21 protein-coding genes are annotated in these 19316 nt (G+C 67.3%); 4 read left to right on the top strand and 17 right to left on the bottom strand.

Features of this window, described 5'->3' with window-relative positions; all coding sequences use genetic code 11:
• From HCT51_RS18440 to HCT51_RS18465, 6 genes are all read right to left on the bottom strand, one after another.
• A complete protein-coding gene (locus tag HCT51_RS18440) occupies nucleotides 1-768 on the bottom strand; it encodes a metal ABC transporter ATP-binding protein (RefSeq protein WP_166876844.1) in 768 nt (255 codons plus the stop codon).
• Nucleotides 769-771: 3 nt separating this feature from the next.
• The gene (locus HCT51_RS18445; protein ID WP_166876841.1) at nucleotides 772-1836 is read right to left on the bottom strand and encodes a metal ABC transporter substrate-binding protein; all 1065 of its coding nucleotides are present in this window, start codon (nucleotides 1834-1836) and stop codon (nucleotides 772-774) included.
• An 84-nt stretch (nucleotides 1837-1920) separates the two neighbouring features.
• A complete protein-coding gene (locus HCT51_RS18450; protein ID WP_166876838.1) occupies nucleotides 1921-3312 on the bottom strand; it encodes a dihydrolipoamide acetyltransferase family protein in 1392 nt (463 codons plus the stop codon).
• Nucleotides 3313-3324: 12 nt separating this feature from the next.
• Nucleotides 3325-4305, bottom strand: a complete 981-nt coding sequence (locus HCT51_RS18455; RefSeq protein WP_166876835.1) for an alpha-ketoacid dehydrogenase subunit beta — start codon at nucleotides 4303-4305, stop codon at nucleotides 3325-3327.
• Nucleotides 4302-5423, bottom strand: coding sequence for a thiamine pyrophosphate-dependent dehydrogenase E1 component subunit alpha (locus tag HCT51_RS18460; protein ID WP_166876830.1), 1122 nt, complete (start codon nucleotides 5421-5423; stop codon nucleotides 4302-4304). Before HCT51_RS18460 ends, HCT51_RS18455 begins: the two co-directional genes overlap by 4 nt.
• A gap of 45 nt (nucleotides 5424-5468) precedes the next feature.
• The gene (locus HCT51_RS18465) at nucleotides 5469-6515 is read right to left on the bottom strand and encodes a histidinol-phosphate transaminase (protein ID WP_166876826.1); all 1047 of its coding nucleotides are present in this window, start codon (nucleotides 6513-6515) and stop codon (nucleotides 5469-5471) included.
• Between the two features lie 48 nt (nucleotides 6516-6563).
• Here HCT51_RS18465 and HCT51_RS18470 point away from each other — a divergent pair, with 48 nt between their 5' ends.
• On the top strand, nucleotides 6564-6959 hold the full coding sequence (locus HCT51_RS18470; protein ID WP_166876823.1) for a phage holin family protein: 396 nt from the start codon (nucleotides 6564-6566) through the stop codon (nucleotides 6957-6959).
• On the opposite strand, the gene HCT51_RS18475 is transcribed toward HCT51_RS18470, so the two are convergent.
• Both HCT51_RS18475 and HCT51_RS18480 read right to left on the bottom strand, forming a co-directional pair.
• Nucleotides 6940-8370 carry a hypothetical protein gene (locus HCT51_RS18475; protein WP_166876820.1) on the bottom strand — a complete coding sequence of 477 codons (1431 nt, stop codon included), beginning with the start codon at nucleotides 8368-8370 and terminating at the stop codon, nucleotides 6940-6942. The two genes, HCT51_RS18470 and HCT51_RS18475, sit on opposite strands and share 20 nt — an antisense overlap.
• Nucleotides 8367-8633, bottom strand: coding sequence for a hypothetical protein (locus tag HCT51_RS18480; RefSeq protein WP_166876817.1), 267 nt, complete (start codon nucleotides 8631-8633; stop codon nucleotides 8367-8369). The genes HCT51_RS18475 and HCT51_RS18480 overlap by 4 nt, the downstream gene beginning before the upstream one ends.
• 235 nt (nucleotides 8634-8868) lie before the next feature.
• Here HCT51_RS18480 and HCT51_RS18485 point away from each other — a divergent pair, with 235 nt between their 5' ends.
• Nucleotides 8869-9312 (top strand): low molecular weight protein-tyrosine-phosphatase, encoded by a 444-nt coding sequence (locus HCT51_RS18485; protein WP_370626871.1) that lies wholly within the window; start codon nucleotides 8869-8871, stop codon nucleotides 9310-9312.
• The gene (purB, locus tag HCT51_RS18490) at nucleotides 9309-10694 is read left to right on the top strand and encodes an adenylosuccinate lyase (protein ID WP_166876811.1); all 1386 of its coding nucleotides are present in this window, start codon (nucleotides 9309-9311) and stop codon (nucleotides 10692-10694) included. The genes HCT51_RS18485 and purB overlap by 4 nt, the downstream gene beginning before the upstream one ends.
• A gap of 14 nt (nucleotides 10695-10708) precedes the next feature.
• Here the strand turns inward: purB and HCT51_RS18495 are convergent, their stop codons facing one another.
• The 8 genes from HCT51_RS18495 to rpsF all read right to left on the bottom strand — a co-directional run bounded on the left by HCT51_RS18495 (nucleotide 10709) and on the right by rpsF (nucleotide 16443).
• The gene (locus HCT51_RS18495; protein WP_166876808.1) at nucleotides 10709-11935 is read right to left on the bottom strand and encodes a D-alanyl-D-alanine carboxypeptidase family protein; all 1227 of its coding nucleotides are present in this window, start codon (nucleotides 11933-11935) and stop codon (nucleotides 10709-10711) included.
• Nucleotides 11936-11981: 46 nt separating this feature from the next.
• On the bottom strand, nucleotides 11982-12215 hold the full coding sequence (locus HCT51_RS18500; RefSeq protein ID WP_166876805.1) for a hypothetical protein: 234 nt from the start codon (nucleotides 12213-12215) through the stop codon (nucleotides 11982-11984).
• A complete protein-coding gene (locus tag HCT51_RS18505) occupies nucleotides 12212-12850 on the bottom strand; it encodes a DUF308 domain-containing protein (protein WP_224760585.1) in 639 nt (212 codons plus the stop codon). Before HCT51_RS18505 ends, HCT51_RS18500 begins: the two co-directional genes overlap by 4 nt.
• A gap of 101 nt (nucleotides 12851-12951) precedes the next feature.
• On the bottom strand, nucleotides 12952-14337 hold the full coding sequence (dnaB, locus tag HCT51_RS18510) for a replicative DNA helicase (RefSeq protein WP_166876798.1): 1386 nt from the start codon (nucleotides 14335-14337) through the stop codon (nucleotides 12952-12954).
• 426 nt (nucleotides 14338-14763) lie between these two features.
• Entirely contained in the window at nucleotides 14764-15219 is a 456-nt protein-coding gene (gene rplI, locus HCT51_RS18515) for a 50S ribosomal protein L9 (protein ID WP_166876794.1), read from the bottom strand.
• Nucleotides 15220-15230: 11 nt separating this feature from the next.
• Entirely contained in the window at nucleotides 15231-15494 is a 264-nt protein-coding gene (gene rpsR, locus HCT51_RS18520) for a 30S ribosomal protein S18 (protein WP_012039648.1), read from the bottom strand.
• A 49-nt stretch (nucleotides 15495-15543) separates the two neighbouring features.
• Nucleotides 15544-16053 (bottom strand): single-stranded DNA-binding protein, encoded by a 510-nt coding sequence (locus tag HCT51_RS18525; RefSeq protein WP_166876790.1) that lies wholly within the window; start codon nucleotides 16051-16053, stop codon nucleotides 15544-15546.
• Nucleotides 16054-16056: 3 nt separating this feature from the next.
• Complete coding sequence (rpsF, locus tag HCT51_RS18530; RefSeq protein WP_166876786.1) at nucleotides 16057-16443, bottom strand: 30S ribosomal protein S6; 387 nt, start codon at nucleotides 16441-16443, stop codon at nucleotides 16057-16059.
• Nucleotides 16444-16585: 142 nt separating this feature from the next.
• Here rpsF and HCT51_RS18535 point away from each other — a divergent pair, with 142 nt between their 5' ends.
• A complete protein-coding gene (locus HCT51_RS18535; protein ID WP_166876781.1) occupies nucleotides 16586-17659 on the top strand; it encodes an inositol-3-phosphate synthase in 1074 nt (357 codons plus the stop codon).
• Between the two features lie 224 nt (nucleotides 17660-17883).
• Here HCT51_RS18535 and HCT51_RS18540 read toward each other — a convergent pair whose 3' ends face one another.
• On the bottom strand, nucleotides 17884-19308 hold the full coding sequence (locus HCT51_RS18540; RefSeq protein WP_166876775.1) for a CCA tRNA nucleotidyltransferase: 1425 nt from the start codon (nucleotides 19306-19308) through the stop codon (nucleotides 17884-17886).
• Between the last annotated feature and the right edge of the window lie 8 nt (nucleotides 19309-19316).

Consider the following 19316-nt stretch of genomic DNA (forward strand, 5'->3'; position numbering starts at 1 on the left):
TCAGTGGCCTTCGTGACCGGGGATGGTCACCGAGTGCTTGTCGGCCTCGACGTTGGCCAGCGGATGGGTGCGCGCGATGGCCTCCAGGGTGAGCGTCTCGTCGGTTCGGCCGCAGGCGATCTGCTGGTGATTGATCATCAGCACCATCTCGGCGGCCTGCTGGGCGAGGGTGATGTCGTGGGTGGACATCACGAAGGCGACGCCGTCCGCCTTCAACCGGTTCACGGTGGCGATCAGGCCGGCGCGGCTGTCGGCGTCGAGGCCGTTGAACGGTTCGTCGAGCAGCATCAGCCTGGGCCGGGCAACCACCGCCCGGGCGAACAGGGCACGCTGGCGCTGCCCGCCGCTCAGCTCACCGAAGCGCTTGCCCGCCTGGTCGCTGAGACCAACCAGGTCGAGCGCCCGGTCTACCGCCTGCCGGTGGCGGCGCCCCGGCCAGCGCAGCGGGCCGATCGCGCGGTACAGCCCCATGGTGACCACCTGGCGCACCGACACCGGAAAATCGGCGTCGATGCTGTCGCTCTGCGGCACGTAACCGGTGTGCGCTCTGGCCGCGGCGGCATCCGTCCCCAGCACCCGCATGGTGCCGTGCGTCACCGGAACCAGCCCGAGGATGCCGCGCAGGATCGTTGACTTGCCTGCGCCGTTCGGCCCGATCAGGGCGACCGCCTCGCCCGGTTGAACCGTGACGGTCACGCCGGAGACTGCCGCCACGCCCTTGGCGTAGGAGAGGCTCAGGTCATCGAGGAGCAGCGCGGGTTGCGACATCTGTTACTCCGTGACGCTCGTCGGAGCCGGGTCGGGGGTGACGCCCCAGCCGAGCAGGATCTGGCTGATGTTGTGCAACTGCGCGCCGAGGTAGGTGCTCGCCGGCGAGCCCGCGGGACCGAGCGAGTCGACGTAGAGCGCTTCTTCTCCGGTGAACACCCGCACGCCGGCCTCCCGCGCGATCGCCTCGGCGCTTTTCGGCGAGAGCGAGGCTTCGGAGTACACGGCGGTGGCCCCGGTGGCCTTGATCTTGGCGGCGAGGTCGGCGATATCGGATGCCGACAGCTCGGCGTTGTCGTCGAAGCTCGGCAGCACCGCGCCGACGTAGGTGATGTCGTAGTCCGCGACGAGGTAGCTGACCGACTCGTGGTTGGTCACCAGCAGGCGTTGTGCGGCGGGCACCCGGTCGATCTGCGCGGTGGCCCAGGTGTCGAGCGCCGCGAGGCGTTCGGTGTACGCGGCGGCGTTGGCGGTGTAGCTGTCGGCGTTGGCCGGGTCGAGTTCTGCCAACTGGTGCGCGATGTCGTCGACGATCACGATCGCGTTGCGGATGCTGGTCCAGATATGCGGGTCCCCGGTGGGTTCCTCGGCGTGGTCGTGGCCGTCGTCTGCGGTGTGCTCCTCGGCAGCCTCGTCGGCATGCTCGGCGTGCTCGTCGGCGGTGTCGTCGGCATGCTCCGCGTCGTCGTGGGTGCCGCCGAGCAGCTCGATGCCGCGGCTGGCGTCGATGGTGACCCCGTCGAAGCCGGAGGCCAGCACGGCGCCACCGAGCCAGCCCTCCAGGGCGGCACCGTTCATCACGAGCGCGTCGGCCTCGGCGAGCTCCAGCAGGTTCACCGGGGCGGGATCGAAGCTGTGCGCGCTGGTGTTCGGCTGCAGCAGCTGGGTCACCGTCGCGGCATCCCCCGCCACCTGACGGGTGAAGTCGGCCATCTGGGTGGTGGTCGCCACGATGGAGATGCCGGTCGTGCTCGCGTCACCCGCGGAGCCGTCGGACCCGGCACACCCGGCCAAGACGGTTACGGCCGCGGCGACAAGGCCGACGAGTGGGAGAGCACGGGAATTCACCCGCTCAGCCTAAACGCTATTGATAATCATTGTCAAAAGCGCGCCCCACCTGTCAGCGAGCGCTGCGCTCATGTCCCCGCCGCGCTACTCCAGCAGCAGCGCCGGCTCCTCGATGATGGAGGCGACATCCGCGATGAAGCGGCTGGCCACGTCTCCGTCGACCACGCGGTGGTCGAAGGAGGCACCGATGGTGGTGACAAAGCGCGGTCGTACCTCGCCGTCCACCACCCAGGGCTTCTGCTTGATGGTGCCCATCGCCACGATCGCGACCTCGCCGGGGTTGAGGATCGGCGTGCCGGTGTCCATGCCAAACACCCCGATGTTGGTGACGGTGATGGTTCCGTTCGCCATGTCGGCGGGCTGCAGCTTGCCGTCGCGCGCGGTGAGCGTCATCTGCTCGATCGCCTGCGCCAGTTCGCGCAGCGACAGGTCTTGTGCTTCCTTGATGTTCGGCACCACGAGCCCGCGCGGCGTGGCCGCCGCGAAGCCGAAGTTCACGTAGTGGTGCACGATGATCTCTTCGTCGGTCCAGGTGGAGTTCACCGTGGGGTTGCGGCGAACCGCCCAGATCATCGCCTTCGCCATGATCAGCAGCGGCGACACCTTGATGCCGGCGAAGTCGGGTGAGGCCTTCAGGCGCTTCACGAACTCCATGGTGCGGGTGGCGTCGACATCGACGAAGAGGCCCACGTGCGGCGCGGTGAAGGCGCTCTGCACCATGGCGGTGGCGATGGCCTTGCGCACGCCCTTCACCGGGATGCGTTCCTCGCGGTCGCCCGGCCATTCCGGCGTTTGGATGTTGCGGAAGACACTCGCCTGCTTCGCCTGGCGGATCACGTCATCGCGAGTGATCTCACCGGCCAGCCCGGTGGCGTTGACCGAGGCGAGGTCGACCTCGAGGTCTTTGGCCAGCTTGCGGATCGGCGGCTTGGCAATGATGTTGGCGGCGGATGCGGCCGGCACCGACGTGGGGCGGGGCCGAGCAACGGCCGGGGCGGGGGTTGCCGCGCCAGCGGTCGCCGGTGGCCCGTCGGAGCGGCGGCGCCGGGATGCGGCGTGGCCCTGTGCCCCGTAGCCCACCAGGTTCGCGGGTTCGGCGGGGCTGATGGTCGACGCGGTGTCGGCCACGGATGGGTCGTCGACCTCTGGCGTGGACGGCGCGACGCTGGAAGCGGCCGAGGTAGCTGCGGCGGAGCCGGGGGCAGCCGGGCCGGGCGCGGCGCTCGGTGCCGCAGCGCCCGTTTCAACCGTGATGATCGGGGCGCCGACCTCGACGGTCTGGCCCTCTTCGACCAGCAGGGCGGAGACGGTCCCGGCGAACGGCGAGGGCAGCTCCACCAGGGATTTCGCGGTCTCGATCTCGACGATCACCTGGTTCACGGTGATCACATCGCCGGGCGCGACCCTCCACGACACGATTTCCGCTTCGGTCAGGCCCTCTCCGACATCCGGCAAGGGAAAGTTCGACGTGGTCATGGGTTTCTCCCCTTAGTAAGCGAGCGAACGGTCGACGGCCTCAAGGATGCGGTCGGCGTCGGGCAGGTAGAACGATTCGAGCTTGGCAGGCGGGAAGGGGGTGTCGAACGCCGACACCCGCAGCACGGGCGCCTCAAGCGAGTAGAAGGCCTTCTCGGCGACAGTGGCCGCGATCTCGGATCCGACGCTCACGTTGCCGGGCGCCTCTTGCGCCACAATCAGGCGGCCGGTCTTGCGCACCGACGTGAGGATCGGCTCGTAGTCGATGGGGGAGAGCGATCGAAGGTCGATCACCTCGAGGCTGGTGCCCTCCTCCGCGGCGATGTCGGCCGCCTGCAGCAGCATGGAGACCATGGCGCCGTGCCCGACGAGGGTGACCTCGGTGCCGGTGCGGATGACCTGGCTGGTGTGCATCGGCGCCGGCCGGTTCTCCATGTCCACGTCGCCCTTGGGCCAGTACCGGCTCTTGGGTTCGAAGAACAGCACGGGGTCGTTCGAGGTGATCGCGTCCTGGATCATCCAGTACGCCTCGTTCGGCGTCGACGGGCTCACCACGCGCAGGCCGGGGGTGTGCGCGAAGTACGCTTCCGGGCTCTCCTGGTGGTGTTCCACCGCGCCGATGTGGCCGCCGTAAGGCACCCGGATCACGACGGGGAAGCTCTGGGTTCCGCCGTGCCGGGCGGTGAGCTTCGCCAGCTGCGAGGTGATCTGGTCGAATCCGGGGAAGATGAAGCCGTCGAACTGGATCTCGCAGACCGGGCGGTAGCCGCGCATGGCGAGGCCGATCGCGGTGCCGACGATGCCGGACTCCGCCAACGGGGTGTCCATCACGCGTTTCGGCCCGAACTCGGCCTGCAGCCCTTCGGTGACCCGGAAGACCCCGCCGAGCGGACCGATGTCCTCGCCCATCAGGATGACCTTGTCGTCATCGGCGAGGGCCTGACGAAGCCCCAGGTTGATGGCCTTGGAGAGGGAGAGTTTTTGAAGGCTCACGCGTTGGCTCCGCTCGTGAACTGCTGTTCGTACTGGTCGAGCCAAGCCCGCTGCGCGTCGAGCGCAGGATGCGGGTCGCTGTACACGTTCTGGAAGATGATGGCCCGCTCCGGCACTCCGAGCTCGAGGGTGCGGCGGCGCACGTCGGCGGCGAAGTCCTCGGCCTCGGTCGCCACCGTGTCGAAGAACGCGTCGCCCTCGCCGCGGGAGCGCAGGTACGCCTCGAAGCGGATGATCGGGTCGCGGTCCACCCAGAGCTGCAGCTCTTCGGCGGTGCGGTACTTGGTCGGGTCATCCGACGTGGTGTGGGCGCCGATGCGGTAGGTGAGCGCCTCGATGAAGCGGGGCCCTCGGCCGGAGCGCGCGTCGTCCAGGTTCTTCGCGGTCACCGCGTAGCTGGCGAGAACGTCGTTGCCGTCGATCTGCACGCTCGGGATGCCGAATCCTGCCGGCCGCAAATAGATCGGTGTGCGCGACTGGGTGGTCACCGGCACCGAGATCGCCCAGTGGTTGTTCTGCACGAAGAACACCTGCGGGGTCTGGTAGCTGGCCGAGAACACGAAGGCCTCGCTCACGTCGCCCTGCGAGGTGGCGCCATCTCCGAAGTACACCAGCACCGCGGCATCCGTCTCCAGGTCGCCGGTGGCGGAGGCGCCGTCGAGGGCGATGCCCATCGCGTACCCAGTGGCGTGCAGCGCCTGCGAGCCGATCACGAGCGTGTACAGGTGGAAGTTGCCGTTCTGCTCCGGCACCCAGCCGCCGTTGTTCAGGCCGCGCACCAGTTCGATGATCTTCACCACGTCGAGGCCGCGGATGCGTCCGACCACGTGCTCGCGGTAGGACGGGAAGATGTGGTCCTGCGGCCTCGCGGCGAACGCCGAGCCGACCTGGGCTGCTTCCTGACCGTGGCTGGGGATCCACATGGCCATCTGACCCTGTCGCTGCAGGTTGGCCGCTTCGGTGTCGAACCGGCGGATCACCACCATCTGACGGTGGAAGTCCTTCAGCTGCTCGTCGGTCAGCGCATCCAGATACGGCAGGTACTCTGCGGTCGCATCACTGTGGACGAGTTCACCCTCCTGGGAGAGCAACTGGACCGTCGCTGCGGTGTAAGACATGGCGTCCAATCTAATGCGGGCACGCTGTGCGCCCGGATGGGGGTGCTACCGGGCTAGCGCTGTGGCGGTGAGGAGCTTGTCGATGGAGGCGGGTTCGCCGATTGTGATGCGGATGCCGTCCGGCGCGAACGCCCGCGCGATGATGTGGTGCTCGCCCAGCAGTTCGGCGACCCGGGCGGTGTCCTCGCCGGTGGGTAGCCAGATGAAGTTCGCGAACGGGCGGGGCACGTTCCAGCCCTGGTCGATGAGCGCCTGCCAGACGCTGTCGCGCAGCACGGTGATCCGGTGCACCCGTTCCAGCAGTTCCGCTTCGTGGTCCAGTGACGCGAGCGCGGCGTCGACCGACTGTGAGGTGACGGAGAGCGGGATGGCGGTGCTGCGCACCGCGTCCATCACGTACTCCGGTCCGATGCCGTAGCCGACGCGGAGACCGGCCAGGCCGTACGCCTTGGAGAAGGTGCGGAGCACCACCAGGTTGGGGTACTCGCCGAGCAGCGGGATTCCGCTTTCAACGCTCGGTGCGGCAAATTCGATGTACGCCTCGTCGAGCACTACCAGAACGGTCTCCGGCACCTCGGCCATGAAGGCCCGGAATTCCGGCAGAGTGATCGCGGTGCTGGTGGGGTTGTTCGGGTTGCAGACCAGCACCAGGCGGGTGCGCTCGGTGATTGCGGCGGCCATCGCCGGCAGGTCGTGGCCGTGCTCTGGCGTGTTCGGAATCTGCACGCTGGTGGCGCCGGCGACGGTGGTGAGCAGCGGGTATGCCTCAAAGCTGCGCCAGGAATACAGAACCTCGTCGCCGACGGTCGCGGCCGCGGCAATGAGCTGGGCGATGATCGACACCGACCCGGCGCCGACGTGCAGCTGATCGACGGTGACGCCGTGTCGGGCGGCCAGGCGTTCCCGCAGGCGGGTCGCCAAGGCATCCGGGTACCGGTTGAATCCGGACTGGCTGATCGCCGCCACGACCGAGGGCAGCGGGTCGAACGGGTTCTCGTTCGACGACAGCTTGAAGCTGTCGGCCGCAGCCGGTTTCCCCTGCCGGTAGGGGGGAAGCGTCTCGATCTCCGGGCGCAAGCGAACTCTGGTCACCCGACAACCCTAATTGCGACTACATTCCGCGAGCGGCATAGTGATGACATGCGTTTCATTGTGCGGGTACTGATCAATGCTCTGGCCCTCTGGCTGACCACCCTGATCGTCGCCGGCGTGCACGTCGTGCCGTTTGCGCCGGGGGGCACCACCGAGACCGTGGTGACGTATCTGCTAATCGGGCTGATCTTCGGAGTCGTGAACGGAATCGTGGGAACCGCGATCCGGATCGTCGCCTTCCCGCTGTACATCCTGACGCTCGGCCTGATCTCGCTGCTCGTGAACGGGCTGCTGTTGGTGATCGTGGCGTGGATCTCCGACTGGATGGGCTTCGGGCTCGCGGTGGATAGCTTCTGGTGGGGCGTGCTGGGCGCTCTGGTGCTCGCGCTGATCAGCTGGCTGATCGGCCTGGTCGTGCGGCCCGTCACTCGCGAGCGTCGCTGACCTGCCGCACCGCCAGCCAGTCGCCGGCGACACCGCGGCCAGCGCCGTGCAATGGAGCGTCGGCCGCCTCGATCACACTCCGGATCTGCGGGTGCGCCGACCGGTCGGCGAATTCGGCGGTCTGCAGGTAGAACGCATACTGGTGCGCGGGCAGCGCAAGCCCGGTGTCCGCTGGCACCCCGTCGCGGCGCACCTGCACGGTATGTTCGCCGCGCACGTCGCCGCCGAGCGCGGTGACCAGGTCTGCCGTGTGGTCCAGGCGCACGTGGGTCACCGACTCCGGCACCGCAACCTGCCCGCTCGGGCCGCCTGCCTCGAGGAGGAAGTCCACGTCGTAGTCACCGGATGCCGCAATCAGGGCGCCGACCAGTGCACCTTGGGAGTATCCGGTGATCCCGATCCGGTCGCCGGGGGCGACGCCAGCATCGGCCAGGGCCTCACGCACCGCCCGCAGTGAGGCCGGGTGCAGCGCGGCCACGCCGTGGGCGTTGCTGGTCATGTCCCACGGCTGGTCGCCGGTGAACAGGGAGCCGTTGACTGTGCCCCCGATGAACACCTCCACCCTGTCGGCCTTGCCCGGCATCGGGTAGCGCTCGACCCGCACCTGATGCGGCACGCCGTGCGGCACGCGAGCCAGGCGATCCCGCAACCCGGTCGGCGCGGTTACCGCGGAGGTGGCCGTACGGGTGACGGTCACCGGTGCCTCCTTCAGCGTCCCGGCTCCATTGGCGAGGGCGACCACCAGCGCCGCCGTCGTGCTCACCCCGGTGACCCCGAGCCCCTGGTCGCCGAGTAGCAGCACCAGCGCCGGCGGCAGGTGCAGCGCCCCGCCGAGCACGTCGTCAGAGCCCATGATCGCCGCGCGCAGCAGCTCTACGGTGAGCGGATCGCTCAGGATGTCGCGGTGCTCCGCCCACCAGGCGGCCGCCCCGGCCTGCAGGAGTTCGGCGCCATGGGGATGCAACGCGGCGGCGACGCCGATTCCGGTGACCGCCGCGATCAGCGGAGACAGCACCCAGAACAGCGCGAGCGGACCGAACAGTCCGAGGCCATAGCCGAGCAGGGAACCGAGCCCGCGCGCCAGCTCATGCGTGCGGCGTTCCGCCTCGTCGTACGCCAGCGCCGCGGCACTCAGCGCGGACCCGGCGGAGCGGGCGCCGGCGAGGGCGAGCAGCAGCCGGGCCCTGGCCTCCTCGATCGCGCCGTCGGCTCGCAGGGTGAGCAGCGCAGGGCCCGCCTGAAACGGCGTGAGGAATGTAGCTCCCCGGTCCACCAGGCTCAGCCGGCCGACGAACGCGGCGATCTCTGCCTCCAGCTCGCGCAGCAGGGCCGCCTGCACCGCCTGTTGCTCGGTCGACACCCGGTAACCGACCTGGACGGTTAGCTCGTCGGGATGGGTTGTCTCGGTCACGACTCTTCCCCGGCGGCCAGCGCTGCGGCGGTGAGCGCCTGCGCCTGCACCAGGCAGGCGCGCACCTCGATCAGGTTGCGGCGCAGCCGGTCGAGCACGATGGCGTACGCATCTCGGGCGGGACCGCGCCACCCGGTCGCCGGCTCGCCGGGCAGATGCGCCAGCATGCAGCGGTCCAGCTCCGCGATGGCTCGGCGCAGCGCGGTGAGCTGGCTCTCCAGCCTGGCCAGCGTGTCTGGGCTCGCGATCGCTATGGGCATCACAGCTGGAATTCTTCGCGCAAGCGGCCATGACATCCGGCCGGATTGGCCAAACGGTGCAGGAGCCCCGCCGCGCGGCTGTGTTGACGAGATGTGTTGACGAGAAGTCCCCGGTTTGGCGGTGCGGAGCCAGACGGATGTGCGACACAATGAATCCATGAGCTTTGGGCGCGCTTTCGACGAGTCTGCGCTCTTCCGAATCTGCTTCGTCTGCACCGGGAACATTTGCCGCTCACCCATGGCAGAGACCGTGTTCCGTGACCTGGCACGCAAACGCGGGTACGAGGGCGCCATCGCGGTAATGTCCGCGGCGACCGGCGACTGGCATGTCGGCGAGCGATCCGACGAGCGCACGGTCACCGCACTGGCCGACCGCGGCTACGACGGATCGCTGCACCGGGCGAAGCAGTTCGATCCCAACTGGTTCAATAGTCTTGACCTCGTCGTCGCGTTCGACCGCAGCCAGGAGCGAATCCTGAAGGGCTGGGCGCGCACCGAGGCCGACCTGTCGAAGGTGCACCTGCTGCTCAGCTTCGACAAAGAACAGGCCGCCACCGTCGACGTGCCAGACCCCTATTACTCCGACGCGGCGCTGTTTGACACCGTGCTCGGCATGATCGAGCGCGCCAGTCTCGCGCTCTTTCGCCAGATCGAACCAGGAATCCGACAGGGAGCACCATGAGCCCAATGCCAGCCCAGCCCATCAGCCCGCTCGACGGCCGGTACCGCGCCGCGGTCACCGAACTCGGCGACCACCTGTCCGAGGCAGGCCTCAACCGCGCACGAGTGCAGGTCGAGGTGGAATGGCTGCTCTACCTGACCGACCACGAGCTGTTCGGCGCCGAGCGCCTGTCGGCCGAGCAGGCGACAGCGCTGCGCGCCGTCGTCACCGACTTCGGCCAGCCAGAAATCGACCAGCTGGCAACCCTCGAAGCCACCACCCGCCACGACGTCAAGGCCGTGGAGTACCTGGTGCGCGGCAAGCTCAGCGAGCTGGGACTTGACCGGGTGGCCGAGCTCACCCACTTCGCCTGCACCAGCGAAGACATCAACAACCTGTCATACGCGATCACCATCCGTGAGGCGGTGCACGAGGTCTGGCTGCCCAAGTTCCGGGCCGTTATCGCGGCGCTCCGCGAACGCGCCGAGGCGCACCGCGCCGTGCCGATGCTCGCGCACACGCACGGCCAGCCGGCGACGCCCACCACGGTGGGCAAGGAGTTCGCCGTCTTCGTCTACCGGCTCGAGCGCATCCTGAAGCAGATCGAGGCGACCGAGTTCCTCGGCAAGTTCAGCGGCGCCACCGGAACCTTCTCGGCGCACCTGGTCGCCGACCCCGCGCAGGACTGGCCCGCGATCTCTGAGGAGTTCGTGACATCCCTCGGTCTCAGCTGGAATCCACTGACCACCCAAATCGAGTCGCACGACTGGCAGGCGGAGCTGTACCAGCGAGTCAGCCACGCCAACCGGGTGCTGCACAATCTGGCGACGGATGTCTGGACCTACATCTCCATGGGCTACTTCACCCAGATCCCGCAGGCCGGGGCCACCGGGTCGTCGACCATGCCGCACAAGATCAACCCGATCCGGTTCGAGAACGCCGAGGCGAACCTCGAGCTGTCGAGCGCGCTGCTCGATTCCCTGGCCGCGACCCTGGTCACCAGCCGCCTGCAGCGTGACCTGACCGACTCCACCACGCAGCGCAACATCGGCGTGGCCCTCGGCCACTCCCTGCTGGCGCTCGACAACATCCAGCGTGGCCTCGGAGAGATCTCGGTCGATGCTGCCCGGCTGTCCGCTGATCTCGACGGCAACTGGGAAATTCTTGGCGAGGCGATCCAGACCGTGATCCGCGCCGAAGTGACCGCTGGGCGGTCCACCATCGAAGACCCCTACGCGTTGCTCAAGGAGCTGACCAGGGGCAAGCGGGTCGGGCAGCAGGACCTGGTGGCGTTCATCGACGGGCTCGAAATCGGCGATGCCGCCAAGCAGCGGTTGCGTACGCTGACTCCGCAGACGTACATCGGTGTGGCGCCCGCCCTGGTGGACCGCCTCGACAGCTGAGCCGGCCGGGCGCGTCAGCCCTCGTTGAACGCGAACGGGTGCGTCAGCAGCCAGAACGGGTCGGGCCCGTCGAGGGCGGTGTCAAGCACCAGCCGCACCGTCTGCTCGCCGCTGGCCAGTTGGTAGACCGCGGATCCGACCCGGGTGCCCGCCCGGGTTGGCGGGATCGGCTCGAGGGTGACCTCGGCGTCGATCGTGGCTCCGGTCCAGCCGACGGTGGTGACTGATTCGGCGGCCACCACCCGGGCGGTGTCGCCCCACTCGGTCTCGTACACGGCCACGGGATCGCCCTCGGCGAGCAGCGGCAGTTCGGTGATGTTCTGCACCGCCGACTGCACCAGCGCCGCGAGGTCTTCCTTGAGCGTCGGGTAGCTGGGTGAGCCGAGGATCGTCCCGTACAGCATGACCGTGCTGTCGCCGATCGGCACCTCAAGGCCGAACAGCAGGGTAATTGCGCTGGCGTCGGTGTAGCTGCGGGACAGCGCGGTGACGCCCTCGTCGGCCAGGTATGCGGTGGTGTTCTCCACGTGCGTGCCGGAAGTTGTGCGCACCGACGAGTCCTGCAGGATTTCAGCGATGATCGGGTCGGCGAACGCCTGCTCGGTCAACCGCACCAAGTCGATGGCTGTGCTCAGGTTTTCCGGCGAGATGCCGGTGGGATCAACAACAGTGGTGTCGTCGAATTTGTGCTCGTCGAGCCACGCCCGCGCCTTCGCGAGGTACTGGTCGACGCTGCCGAACGCCCAGATCGCCAGCATCTCGGCATGGTTGTTGCTGGATGACAGCAGCGCTGCCTGCAGCGTCTCGCGCTGGCTCCACACCTGGCCGGCCACCACCGGCACGGTGCGGTAGCCGAGCTCATCGCGCATCTGGCGGAAGCGCTGGTCCTCGACGGCGCCGATCGGGATGCTCGGACCCGGCGCACCGGCGTCGAGCGGGAACGCGTCGAGCACCACCAGAGCGGTCACCACTTTCGCCGCACCAGCGATCGGCCGCGGTGCGGTGTCGCCGGCGTCGGCCAGCACGGTACCGTTCAGCCGCACGGCGCTCGATCCGCTTTCCGGAAGGGCGACCGGTGCCATCGCGGCATCCGTCTGTGTCGGTAGCAGGCGCGGAGTGGTGGCGGGCGTGTCGACGCTCAGCACCAGCGGCGTGTAGACGCCCGCGGCCACGATGATGAGCGCGCCGACGGCTACCCCGATGCCACGCACAACCCGCCGCGAACCACTCACCTGATCCATCGGTTCAGGGTAACCGGCGCGAGGCGGTTGGAGGCGGATGCGCGGCTCAGTGGGGCGAGGTGTCGTGGCGAGGGGTGTCGTCCTTGTTCGGTTTCAGCGCGAGCAGCATCATGGCGACCACGAGCAGGGACACGATGAAGGCGATCCCGAAGAAGATCACCGAGAGCCCGAAGTCACGGGTGGACAGCAGCACGATGACGCCGGCGAACAACGCAAGCACGGCCGAGAAGCCCACCAGTTCGGCGGGGCGCATCCGGTCTTTGCGGCTGGGTTGGGTCATGCGCTCGGCGCCTCCTCGATCGTTTCGGCGGGGTCGGACTTGGCCGCCCATTTCAGGCTGAGGGCTCCGATCACGAGGTACACGCCCACGATGGCGGCGTACGCCCCGAGGGTGCCGACCGCGATGACGGATGCCGTGAGCGAACCGGTGACCCCCTGGGCCCCGGAGAACTGCTGGTTCAGGTCGGGCGGCAGGATCACCACGACGATCGCGAACAGCGCGGTCAGCGCGCCGACGAACAGCCAGTCGCGGGCAGCCCCGGTGCGACGCCTGCCGCGCAGGCCGAGGTAGAGCTCGAGGAAGCCGGTGATCGCCGCCCAGACACTCACCAGATACAGGAAGAACGGCAGTCCGCCATCCGGCAGAGCAAGTGCGAAGCCGCCTGCGAGCAGGCCGACGACGGCCATCAACAGCACGATGACGCGCTCGGCGCCGACGTGCACCCTGAGTGCCGCGACGACCAGCACGATGGCGGTGAGCACGGCGAACAAGCCGAACACGACAAGGCCGACCCGAGGGGAGTGGTCCTGGGCGAAGGTGATCACGGCCGCTGCGGCCAGTGCGATGATCGACCGCGACAGCGGAACGGGCCAGTACGGTGCAGAGCGCACCGCGTTGTCCTTCGTTACGGACACGAACGTGACCTCTTTCATCGGGCGGTGGCTCCAGTTTAGTCCCGGCCCACTTGGGCAGCCGTCAGCCGAGGCGCTCAGCGCGAGCGTGAGTGCGCTGCTGGCTAGATGTTCGGCATGTCCGCGAAGCGCGAGAAGTGGCCCTGGAATGCGACGGTGATGGTGTCGGTGGGTCCGTTACGGTGCTTCGCGACGATCAGGTCGGCCTCGCCGGCGCGGGGGTTGTCTTTCTCGTACGCGCTCTCACGGTGCAGCAGGATCACCATGTCGGCGTCCTGCTCGATCGATCCGGACTCGCGCAGGTCGGAGATCTGCGGTTTCTTGTCTGCTCGCTGCTCCGGCCCACGGTTCAGCTGGGACAGCGCAATCACCGGAACCTGCAGCTCTTTCGCCATCAGCTTCAGGGCGCGCGAGAACTCACTGACCTCCTGCTGGCGCGACTCGACGCGCTTGCCGGATGTCATCAGCTGCAGGTAGTCGATGACTACCAGCTTGAGGCCGACCTTCTGCTTCAGGCGGCGTGCCTTGGCGCGGATCTCGACCAGGGTCATGTTCGGGCTGTCGTCGATGTAGAGCGGGGCATCGTTGATCCGGCCACGCGTGGACGCGATGGTGGTCCAGTCGCGCGCCTCGACGGTGCCCTTGCGCATCATCTGCAGCGGAACGGCCGACTCTGCCGAGAGCAGACGCATGGCGATCTCGCTGCGACCCATTTCGAGCGAGAAGAAGATGGCCGGCATGTCGTGCTTGATCGCCGCCGAGCGGGCGAAGTCGAGGGCAAGGGTCGACTTACCGAGCGCGGGTCGCGCCGCGACGATGATCATCTGGCCGGGGTGGAACCCGTTGGTCAGGTTGTCCAGACCGGAGAAGCCGGTCGGCACCCCGGTCATCGAGCCGTCGCGCCCCTGCGCGGCCTCGATCTCGTCGATGGCAACGGTGACCGCCTCGGTGAGTGGCACGTAGTCTTCGGCTTCGACCCCGGATGCGACGCCGTAGATCTCGGCCTGGGCGTTGTTGACGAGGTCGGTGACCTCACCCTCGCTGGCGTAGCCCATCTGCACGATGCGGGTGCCCGCCTCGACGAGGCGACGCAGCACCGCCTTCTCGGCCACGATGGTGGCGTAGAAGCCCGCGTTCGCGGCGGTGGGAACCAGGCTGGTCAGCGTGTGCAGGTACTCCGGCCCGCCCGCCCTGGCGATCAGCCCGGCCTTCGTGAGCTCGTCGGTGACGGCGATCACGTCTGTCGGCTCACCGTGCGAATACAGCGAGATGATCGCGTCGAAGATCAGCTCGTGTTTGGGCATGTAGAAGTCGACCGCCCGGACGGTCTCGATCACGTCGGCGACCGCGTCTTTGCTCAGCAGCATGCCGCCGATCGCGCTCTGCTCCGCCAGCAGGTCGTGCGGGGGTGTGCGATCGCCCCGGTACTGATCGCGTGGCTCACCGCTGCGCTGCGGTTCGTTCGCGAGACCGAGATGGGCAATCGACAAAATGTTCCTCTTTCGCAGGGTGTGGTGCTTGGCCGGTTCACTACTCGTTCTACCGGCTACGACCGACACGCCAATGCAGGGCCCCCGGGCATGTCGATCTGAGATGGGCTGCGCATCACTGTAGGGAGCTGCGCCACGCCTCCCAAAATGGGGCTGTGGATAACTTTGTGGACAACTGGCGCGAAACGCCGGGAAGCGTGTGCACTGCCTGTGGAGAGACCTGTGGAACTTTGACGTTAGTTTTCAGAAAACACGATGCTGACCAGCGCTTTTGTAGTGCACAGGATGTGTGTAGAAAGTTGTCTAGAGCGGTGGTTGAGGGTTCAGCGGAATTGCCCAGTCCTGTGCACAAAACCTCTTGACACGGTGCCTTAAACAGCAGTAGCGGCGAGCATCACAGCTCGCCGCTACCACCCGTAGAGTTACCTACTTCTTGGCTGCAACCACCTGAAGGGTGATCGTTGCCACGAGGTCCTCACGCAGGCGAAGAGTCGCCTCGTGCTCACCGACCACCTTGATGGCGGTGGGGATCTCGATCTTGCGCTTGTCGATGGCGCCAATGCCGGCAGCCTGAACGGCGTCGGCGATGTCCGCGTTCTTCACAGAACCGAACAGGCGTCCCTCTGCCCCGGCCTTGACCGTGAGCGTGACCTTGCGGGCCTCGAGCTTGGCCTTCAGGTCGTGGGCCTCTTCGATCGTGGCGAGCTCGCGTGCAACGCGAGCGGCCTTGATCGAGTCGACCTGCTTCTCGCCACCGCGAGTCCACGCCACTGCGAGACCCTGGGGAACGAGAAAGTTGCGGGCGTAACCGTTCTTGACGTCAATGACGTCACCCGCGGAACCGAGGCCAGTGACCTCGTGCGTCAGAATCAATTTCGACATGTCCCTGTTCCCTATCTGCCGGAACCGGCGTAGGGGAGCAATGCCATTTCGCGCGCGTTCTTGACGGCACGCGCGATCAGGCGCTGTTCCTGCACGGAGACACCCGTGATGCGACGAGCGCGGATCTTTCCCCGCTCGGAGATGAATTTGCGAAGGGTTGCGACATCCTTGTAATCGATGACCCCAACGCGGATCGACTTCGCGGGGGCGGCGTTCTTGCCGCCCTTGGCTCCGCGGAGTGGCTTGCGGCGGTCGCCGCTGCTCTTTCCAGCCATTGTTTCTTCTTTCCTAAAATTCTTCCTCTAAACGGTCGCGGGCGACTGTTTAGAAGGGGGTTTCGTCGTTGTAGCTGCCAGGCGTGTTCCAGACGTCTCCGCCGGAAGCACCGGATGCAGCGGGCGCGCTCGGCGCCCACGGCTCTTCAGCAACCTGGCCGCCCTGTGAGCGACCTCCGCCTCCGCCGCCGGTGCTCGAGGTGCGAGTGACCTGCGCCGTTGCGTATCGCAACGACGGGCCGATCTCGTCGATCTCAAGTTCGATCGACGTGCGCTTCTCGCCTTCCTTCGTCTCGTAGGAACGCTGGCGCAGGCGACCGGTCGCGACGACGCGGCTGCCCTTGGTCAGCGAACCGGCGACGTGCTCCGCGAACTCGCGCCAGACACTGGCGCGCAGGAAGAGGGCTTCGCCATCTTTCCAGTCATTCGAGGCACGGTCGAAGGTGCGGGGAGTGGAGGCGATCGTGAAGTTCGCGACTGCGAGCCCGCCCTGCGTGTAACGCAGTTCGGGGTCAGCGGTGAGGTTGCCCACTACCGTGATGACGGTCTCGCCGGCCATGATCTACTCTGCTGCCTTAGCAGGGGCCTTGGCGGGAGCGGCAGCCTTGCGGGCGGCCTTCTCGTCTGCCAGCTTCTTAGCGGCGGCGACCTGAGCGATGCCTTCTTCGGCACGCAGCACCTTGGTGCGCATGACGGCTTCGGACAGCGACAGCTGACGATCCAGCTCGGTGACCGAGGCAGGGTTCGCAGTGAGCTGCACGACGGCGTAGATGCCTTCGGTCTTCTTGTTGATCTCGTAAGCCAGGCGACGGCGGCCCCAGATGTCAACGTTATCGATGGTTCCCCCATCGGTACGGATGACGTTGAGGAACTTGTCTAGGCTGGGTGCCACGGTTCGCTCGTCGATCTCCGGATCGAGGATCACCATGAGTTCGTACTGATGCGTCACTAACCCACCTCCTTTGGACTAAAAACGGCTACAGACGGTCTGTAACAGGAGGGTTGTGCGTCGTTGCCCCGCGCGAAATGGCGGGAGACAACCTGCCTAGTGTAGTCAGACATCCCCCTCCACAGCAAGGAGCAGTACCCGTATGACCATTCGCGTAGCCATCGCCGGCGTCGGCAACTGTGCATCCTCCCTGGTGCAGGGCATCACCTTCTACGCGTCGGCCGCCGATGACGAGGTGATTCCGGGACTCATGCACACCCGGTTCGGGCCGTACGCGGTGCGCGACGTCGAGTTCGTCGCCGCCTTCGACGTCGATGCCGACAAGGTCGGGTCCGACCTCGCCGACGCCATCTGGGCCGGCCAGAACAACACCCTGAAGTTCTCGGACGTGCCGGCGACCGGGGTCACCGTGCAGCGCGGACCCACCCTCGACGGGTTGGGGGAGTACTACCGCGCGGTGGTCGAGGAGTCGGATGTCGCGGTGGTGGATGTCGCGGAGGTGCTTCGGGCATCCGGGGCAGACGTGCTGGTCTGCTACCTGCCGGTGGGCTCCGAGGAGGCCGCCCGGTTCTACGCTCAGGCCGCCATCGATGCCGGCGTCGCGTTCGTGAACGCGCTGCCGGTCTTCATCGCGAGCGACCCGGTGTGGGCGAAGAAGTTCGCGGATGCCGGTGTGCCGATCGTCGGCGATGACATCAAGAGCCAGTTCGGCGCCACCATCACCCACCGTGTGCTGGCGCGCCTGTTCGAACAGCGCGGCCTGGTGCTGGACCGCACCTACCAGCTGAACGTCGGCGGCAACATGGACTTCAAGAACATGCTGGAACGCACCCGGCTCGAGTCGAAGAAGATCTCGAAGACCCAGTCGGTCACGAGCAACATCGACGCCGAGATCCACGCGAACGACGTGCACATCGGGCCGAGCGATCACGTGCCGTGGCTGGAGGACCGCAAGTTCGCCTACGTGCGACTGGAGGGCCACGGCTTCGGCAACGCGCCCACCTCGCTGGAGTACAAGCTCGAGGTCTGGGACTCGCCGAATTCCGCCGGCGTGGTCATCGACGCCATCCGCGCCGCGAAGCTCGCGAAGGACGCCGGGATGGGCGGCCCGGTGGAGGCGGCATCCGCCTACTTCATGAAGTCCCCCGCCGTGCAGTACCCCGACCACATCGCCCGCGAGCTGCTCGAGGCCTTCATCGAGGCGACGACCAAGTAACCCGCACGGCAGGTTACGCGGCGGGCAGAGGCGCAAACGCCCCGGGGTAAGCCGGAGCGAAGGAGATCGCGCGCTCGGTAGGACTACTTTCGCGAAAACGTCCTCCTGAGCGGCCTTTTACCGTCCGAGCAGCCCGAGGGCCCCGTCGACGCCGCCTCGCCGTAACCCACTCGACCGGTTACCGCCGCAGACGACGATGCCGCAGGCTAGGACGCCGCCGCAGGCTAACCCGCCTGCGTCGCCCACCAGTCGCGCAGCCGCTGCTCGGCGGTGGCAGGGTCGAGTGGGCCCTCGTCGAGCCGCACCTCCAGCAGGTACTTGTAGGCCCGGCCGACCTCCGGTCCCGGGCGGATGCCCAGGATCGCCATGATCTGCTCGCCGTCGAGGTCGGGACGGATGGCGGCCAGCTCCTCCTCCTGGGAGAGCGCCGCGATCCGCTTCTCCAGGTCGTCGTAGGCGAACGACAGCCGGTCGGCCTTGCGCCGGTTGCGGGTGGTGACGTCGGCGCGGGTCAGGATGTGTAACCGCTCAAGCTGGTCACCGGCGTCGCGCACGTATCGCCGCACCGCGGAGTCGGTCCAGACGCCGTCGGTGTAGCCGAAGAACCTCAGGTGCAGTTCGATCAGTCGCGCCACCGCGGTGATGGTGTCCTTGTCGAAACGCAGCGCCTTCAGCCGGCGCACCGCAAGCTTCGACCCAACAACGTCATGGTGGTGGAAACTGACCACGCCGCCCGCCTCGAAGCGCCGGGTGCCGGGCTTGCCGATGTCGTGCAGCAGCGCGGCGAGGCGCAACACGAGGTCAGGGGAGTGGTCGCGCGACTTCTCCAGCTCGATCGCCTGATCCAGGACGGTGAGACTGTGCTCGTACACGTCCTTGTGATGGGCGTGCTCATCACGCTCCAGTTTCAGCGCCGGAATCTCCGGAAGCACCTCGGCGGCAAGGCCGGTCTCCACCAGCAGACGGATGCCGTCGCCCGGCGCGTCGGTGAGCAACAGTTTCGACAACTCGTCGTGCACCCGCTCGGCGCTGACCATGTCGATGCGCGGGGCGAGCTCGATCATCGCCGCGTGCGCCGCGTCATCGACGATGAACCCGAGCTGCGAGACGAACCGGGCGGCCCGCATCATCCGCAGCGGGTCGTCACCGAACGACACCTCCGGGGCGGCCGGGGTGCGCAAGGTCTGCGCGAGCAGGTCGTCGACGCCGCCGGACGGGTCGACCAGCACCAGCTCCGGCAGCCGCAGCGCCATTGAGTTCACCGTGAAATCGCGGCGCACCAGGTCGGCCTCCAACGAGTCGCCGAATTCCACTACCGGTTTGCGGGTCTGGCCGTCATAGGCATCCGTGCGATACGTGGTGATCTCCACGGTGAGACCGTCGATCCGCGCGCCGATGGTGCCGAAGTCCCGGCCGATGTCCCAGTGCGCGTCGGCGATCGGCTTCACGATGGCCAGGATCTCGTCGGGCGTCGCGTCGGTGGTGAAGTCGAGGTCGTTCAGCGGACGGTCCAGGAAGGCATCCCGAACCGGGCCTCCGACCAATGCCAGTTCGCGACCGGCGCCCTGAAAGCTGGCAGACAGTCGTGAAATAGATGCGGATTCCGCGAGTTTATGCAGTCGCCTGACCGCTGAAGCGACGCTCACCATATCCCTAG

It is taken from the genome of Salinibacterium sp. ZJ450 (assembly GCF_011751885.2).
In the GTDB taxonomy this organism is placed as follows: Bacteria; Actinomycetota; Actinomycetes; order Actinomycetales; family Microbacteriaceae; genus Ruicaihuangia.

Excerpts from the sequence above, each read along its gene's own strand:
- HCT51_RS18440 (WP_166876844.1), bottom strand. The coding sequence starts at position 768 with ATGTCGCAACCCGCGCTGCTCCTCGATGACCTGAGCCTCTCCTACGCC.
- HCT51_RS18450 (WP_166876838.1), bottom strand. The coding sequence starts at position 3,312 with ATGACCACGTCGAACTTTCCCTTGCCGGATGTCGGAGAGGGCCTGACC.
- HCT51_RS18460 (WP_166876830.1), bottom strand. The coding sequence starts at position 5,423 with ATGTCTTACACCGCAGCGACGGTCCAGTTGCTCTCCCAGGAGGGTGAA.
- HCT51_RS18470 (WP_166876823.1), top strand. The coding sequence starts at position 6,564 with ATGCGTTTCATTGTGCGGGTACTGATCAATGCTCTGGCCCTCTGGCTG.
- HCT51_RS18485 (WP_370626871.1), top strand. The coding sequence starts at position 8,869 with ATGGCAGAGACCGTGTTCCGTGACCTGGCACGCAAACGCGGGTACGAG.
- purB (WP_166876811.1), top strand. The coding sequence starts at position 9,309 with ATGAGCCCAATGCCAGCCCAGCCCATCAGCCCGCTCGACGGCCGGTAC.
- HCT51_RS18495 (WP_166876808.1), bottom strand. The coding sequence starts at position 11,935 with ATGGATCAGGTGAGTGGTTCGCGGCGGGTTGTGCGTGGCATCGGGGTA.
- HCT51_RS18500 (WP_166876805.1), bottom strand. The coding sequence starts at position 12,215 with ATGACCCAACCCAGCCGCAAAGACCGGATGCGCCCCGCCGAACTGGTG.
- rplI (WP_166876794.1), bottom strand. The coding sequence starts at position 15,219 with ATGTCGAAATTGATTCTGACGCACGAGGTCACTGGCCTCGGTTCCGCG.
- rpsR (WP_012039648.1), bottom strand. The coding sequence starts at position 15,494 with ATGGCTGGAAAGAGCAGCGGCGACCGCCGCAAGCCACTCCGCGGAGCC.
- HCT51_RS18525 (WP_166876790.1), bottom strand. The coding sequence starts at position 16,053 with ATGGCCGGCGAGACCGTCATCACGGTAGTGGGCAACCTCACCGCTGAC.
- HCT51_RS18535 (WP_166876781.1), top strand. The coding sequence starts at position 16,586 with ATGACCATTCGCGTAGCCATCGCCGGCGTCGGCAACTGTGCATCCTCC.
- HCT51_RS18540 (WP_166876775.1), bottom strand. The coding sequence starts at position 19,308 with ATGGTGAGCGTCGCTTCAGCGGTCAGGCGACTGCATAAACTCGCGGAA.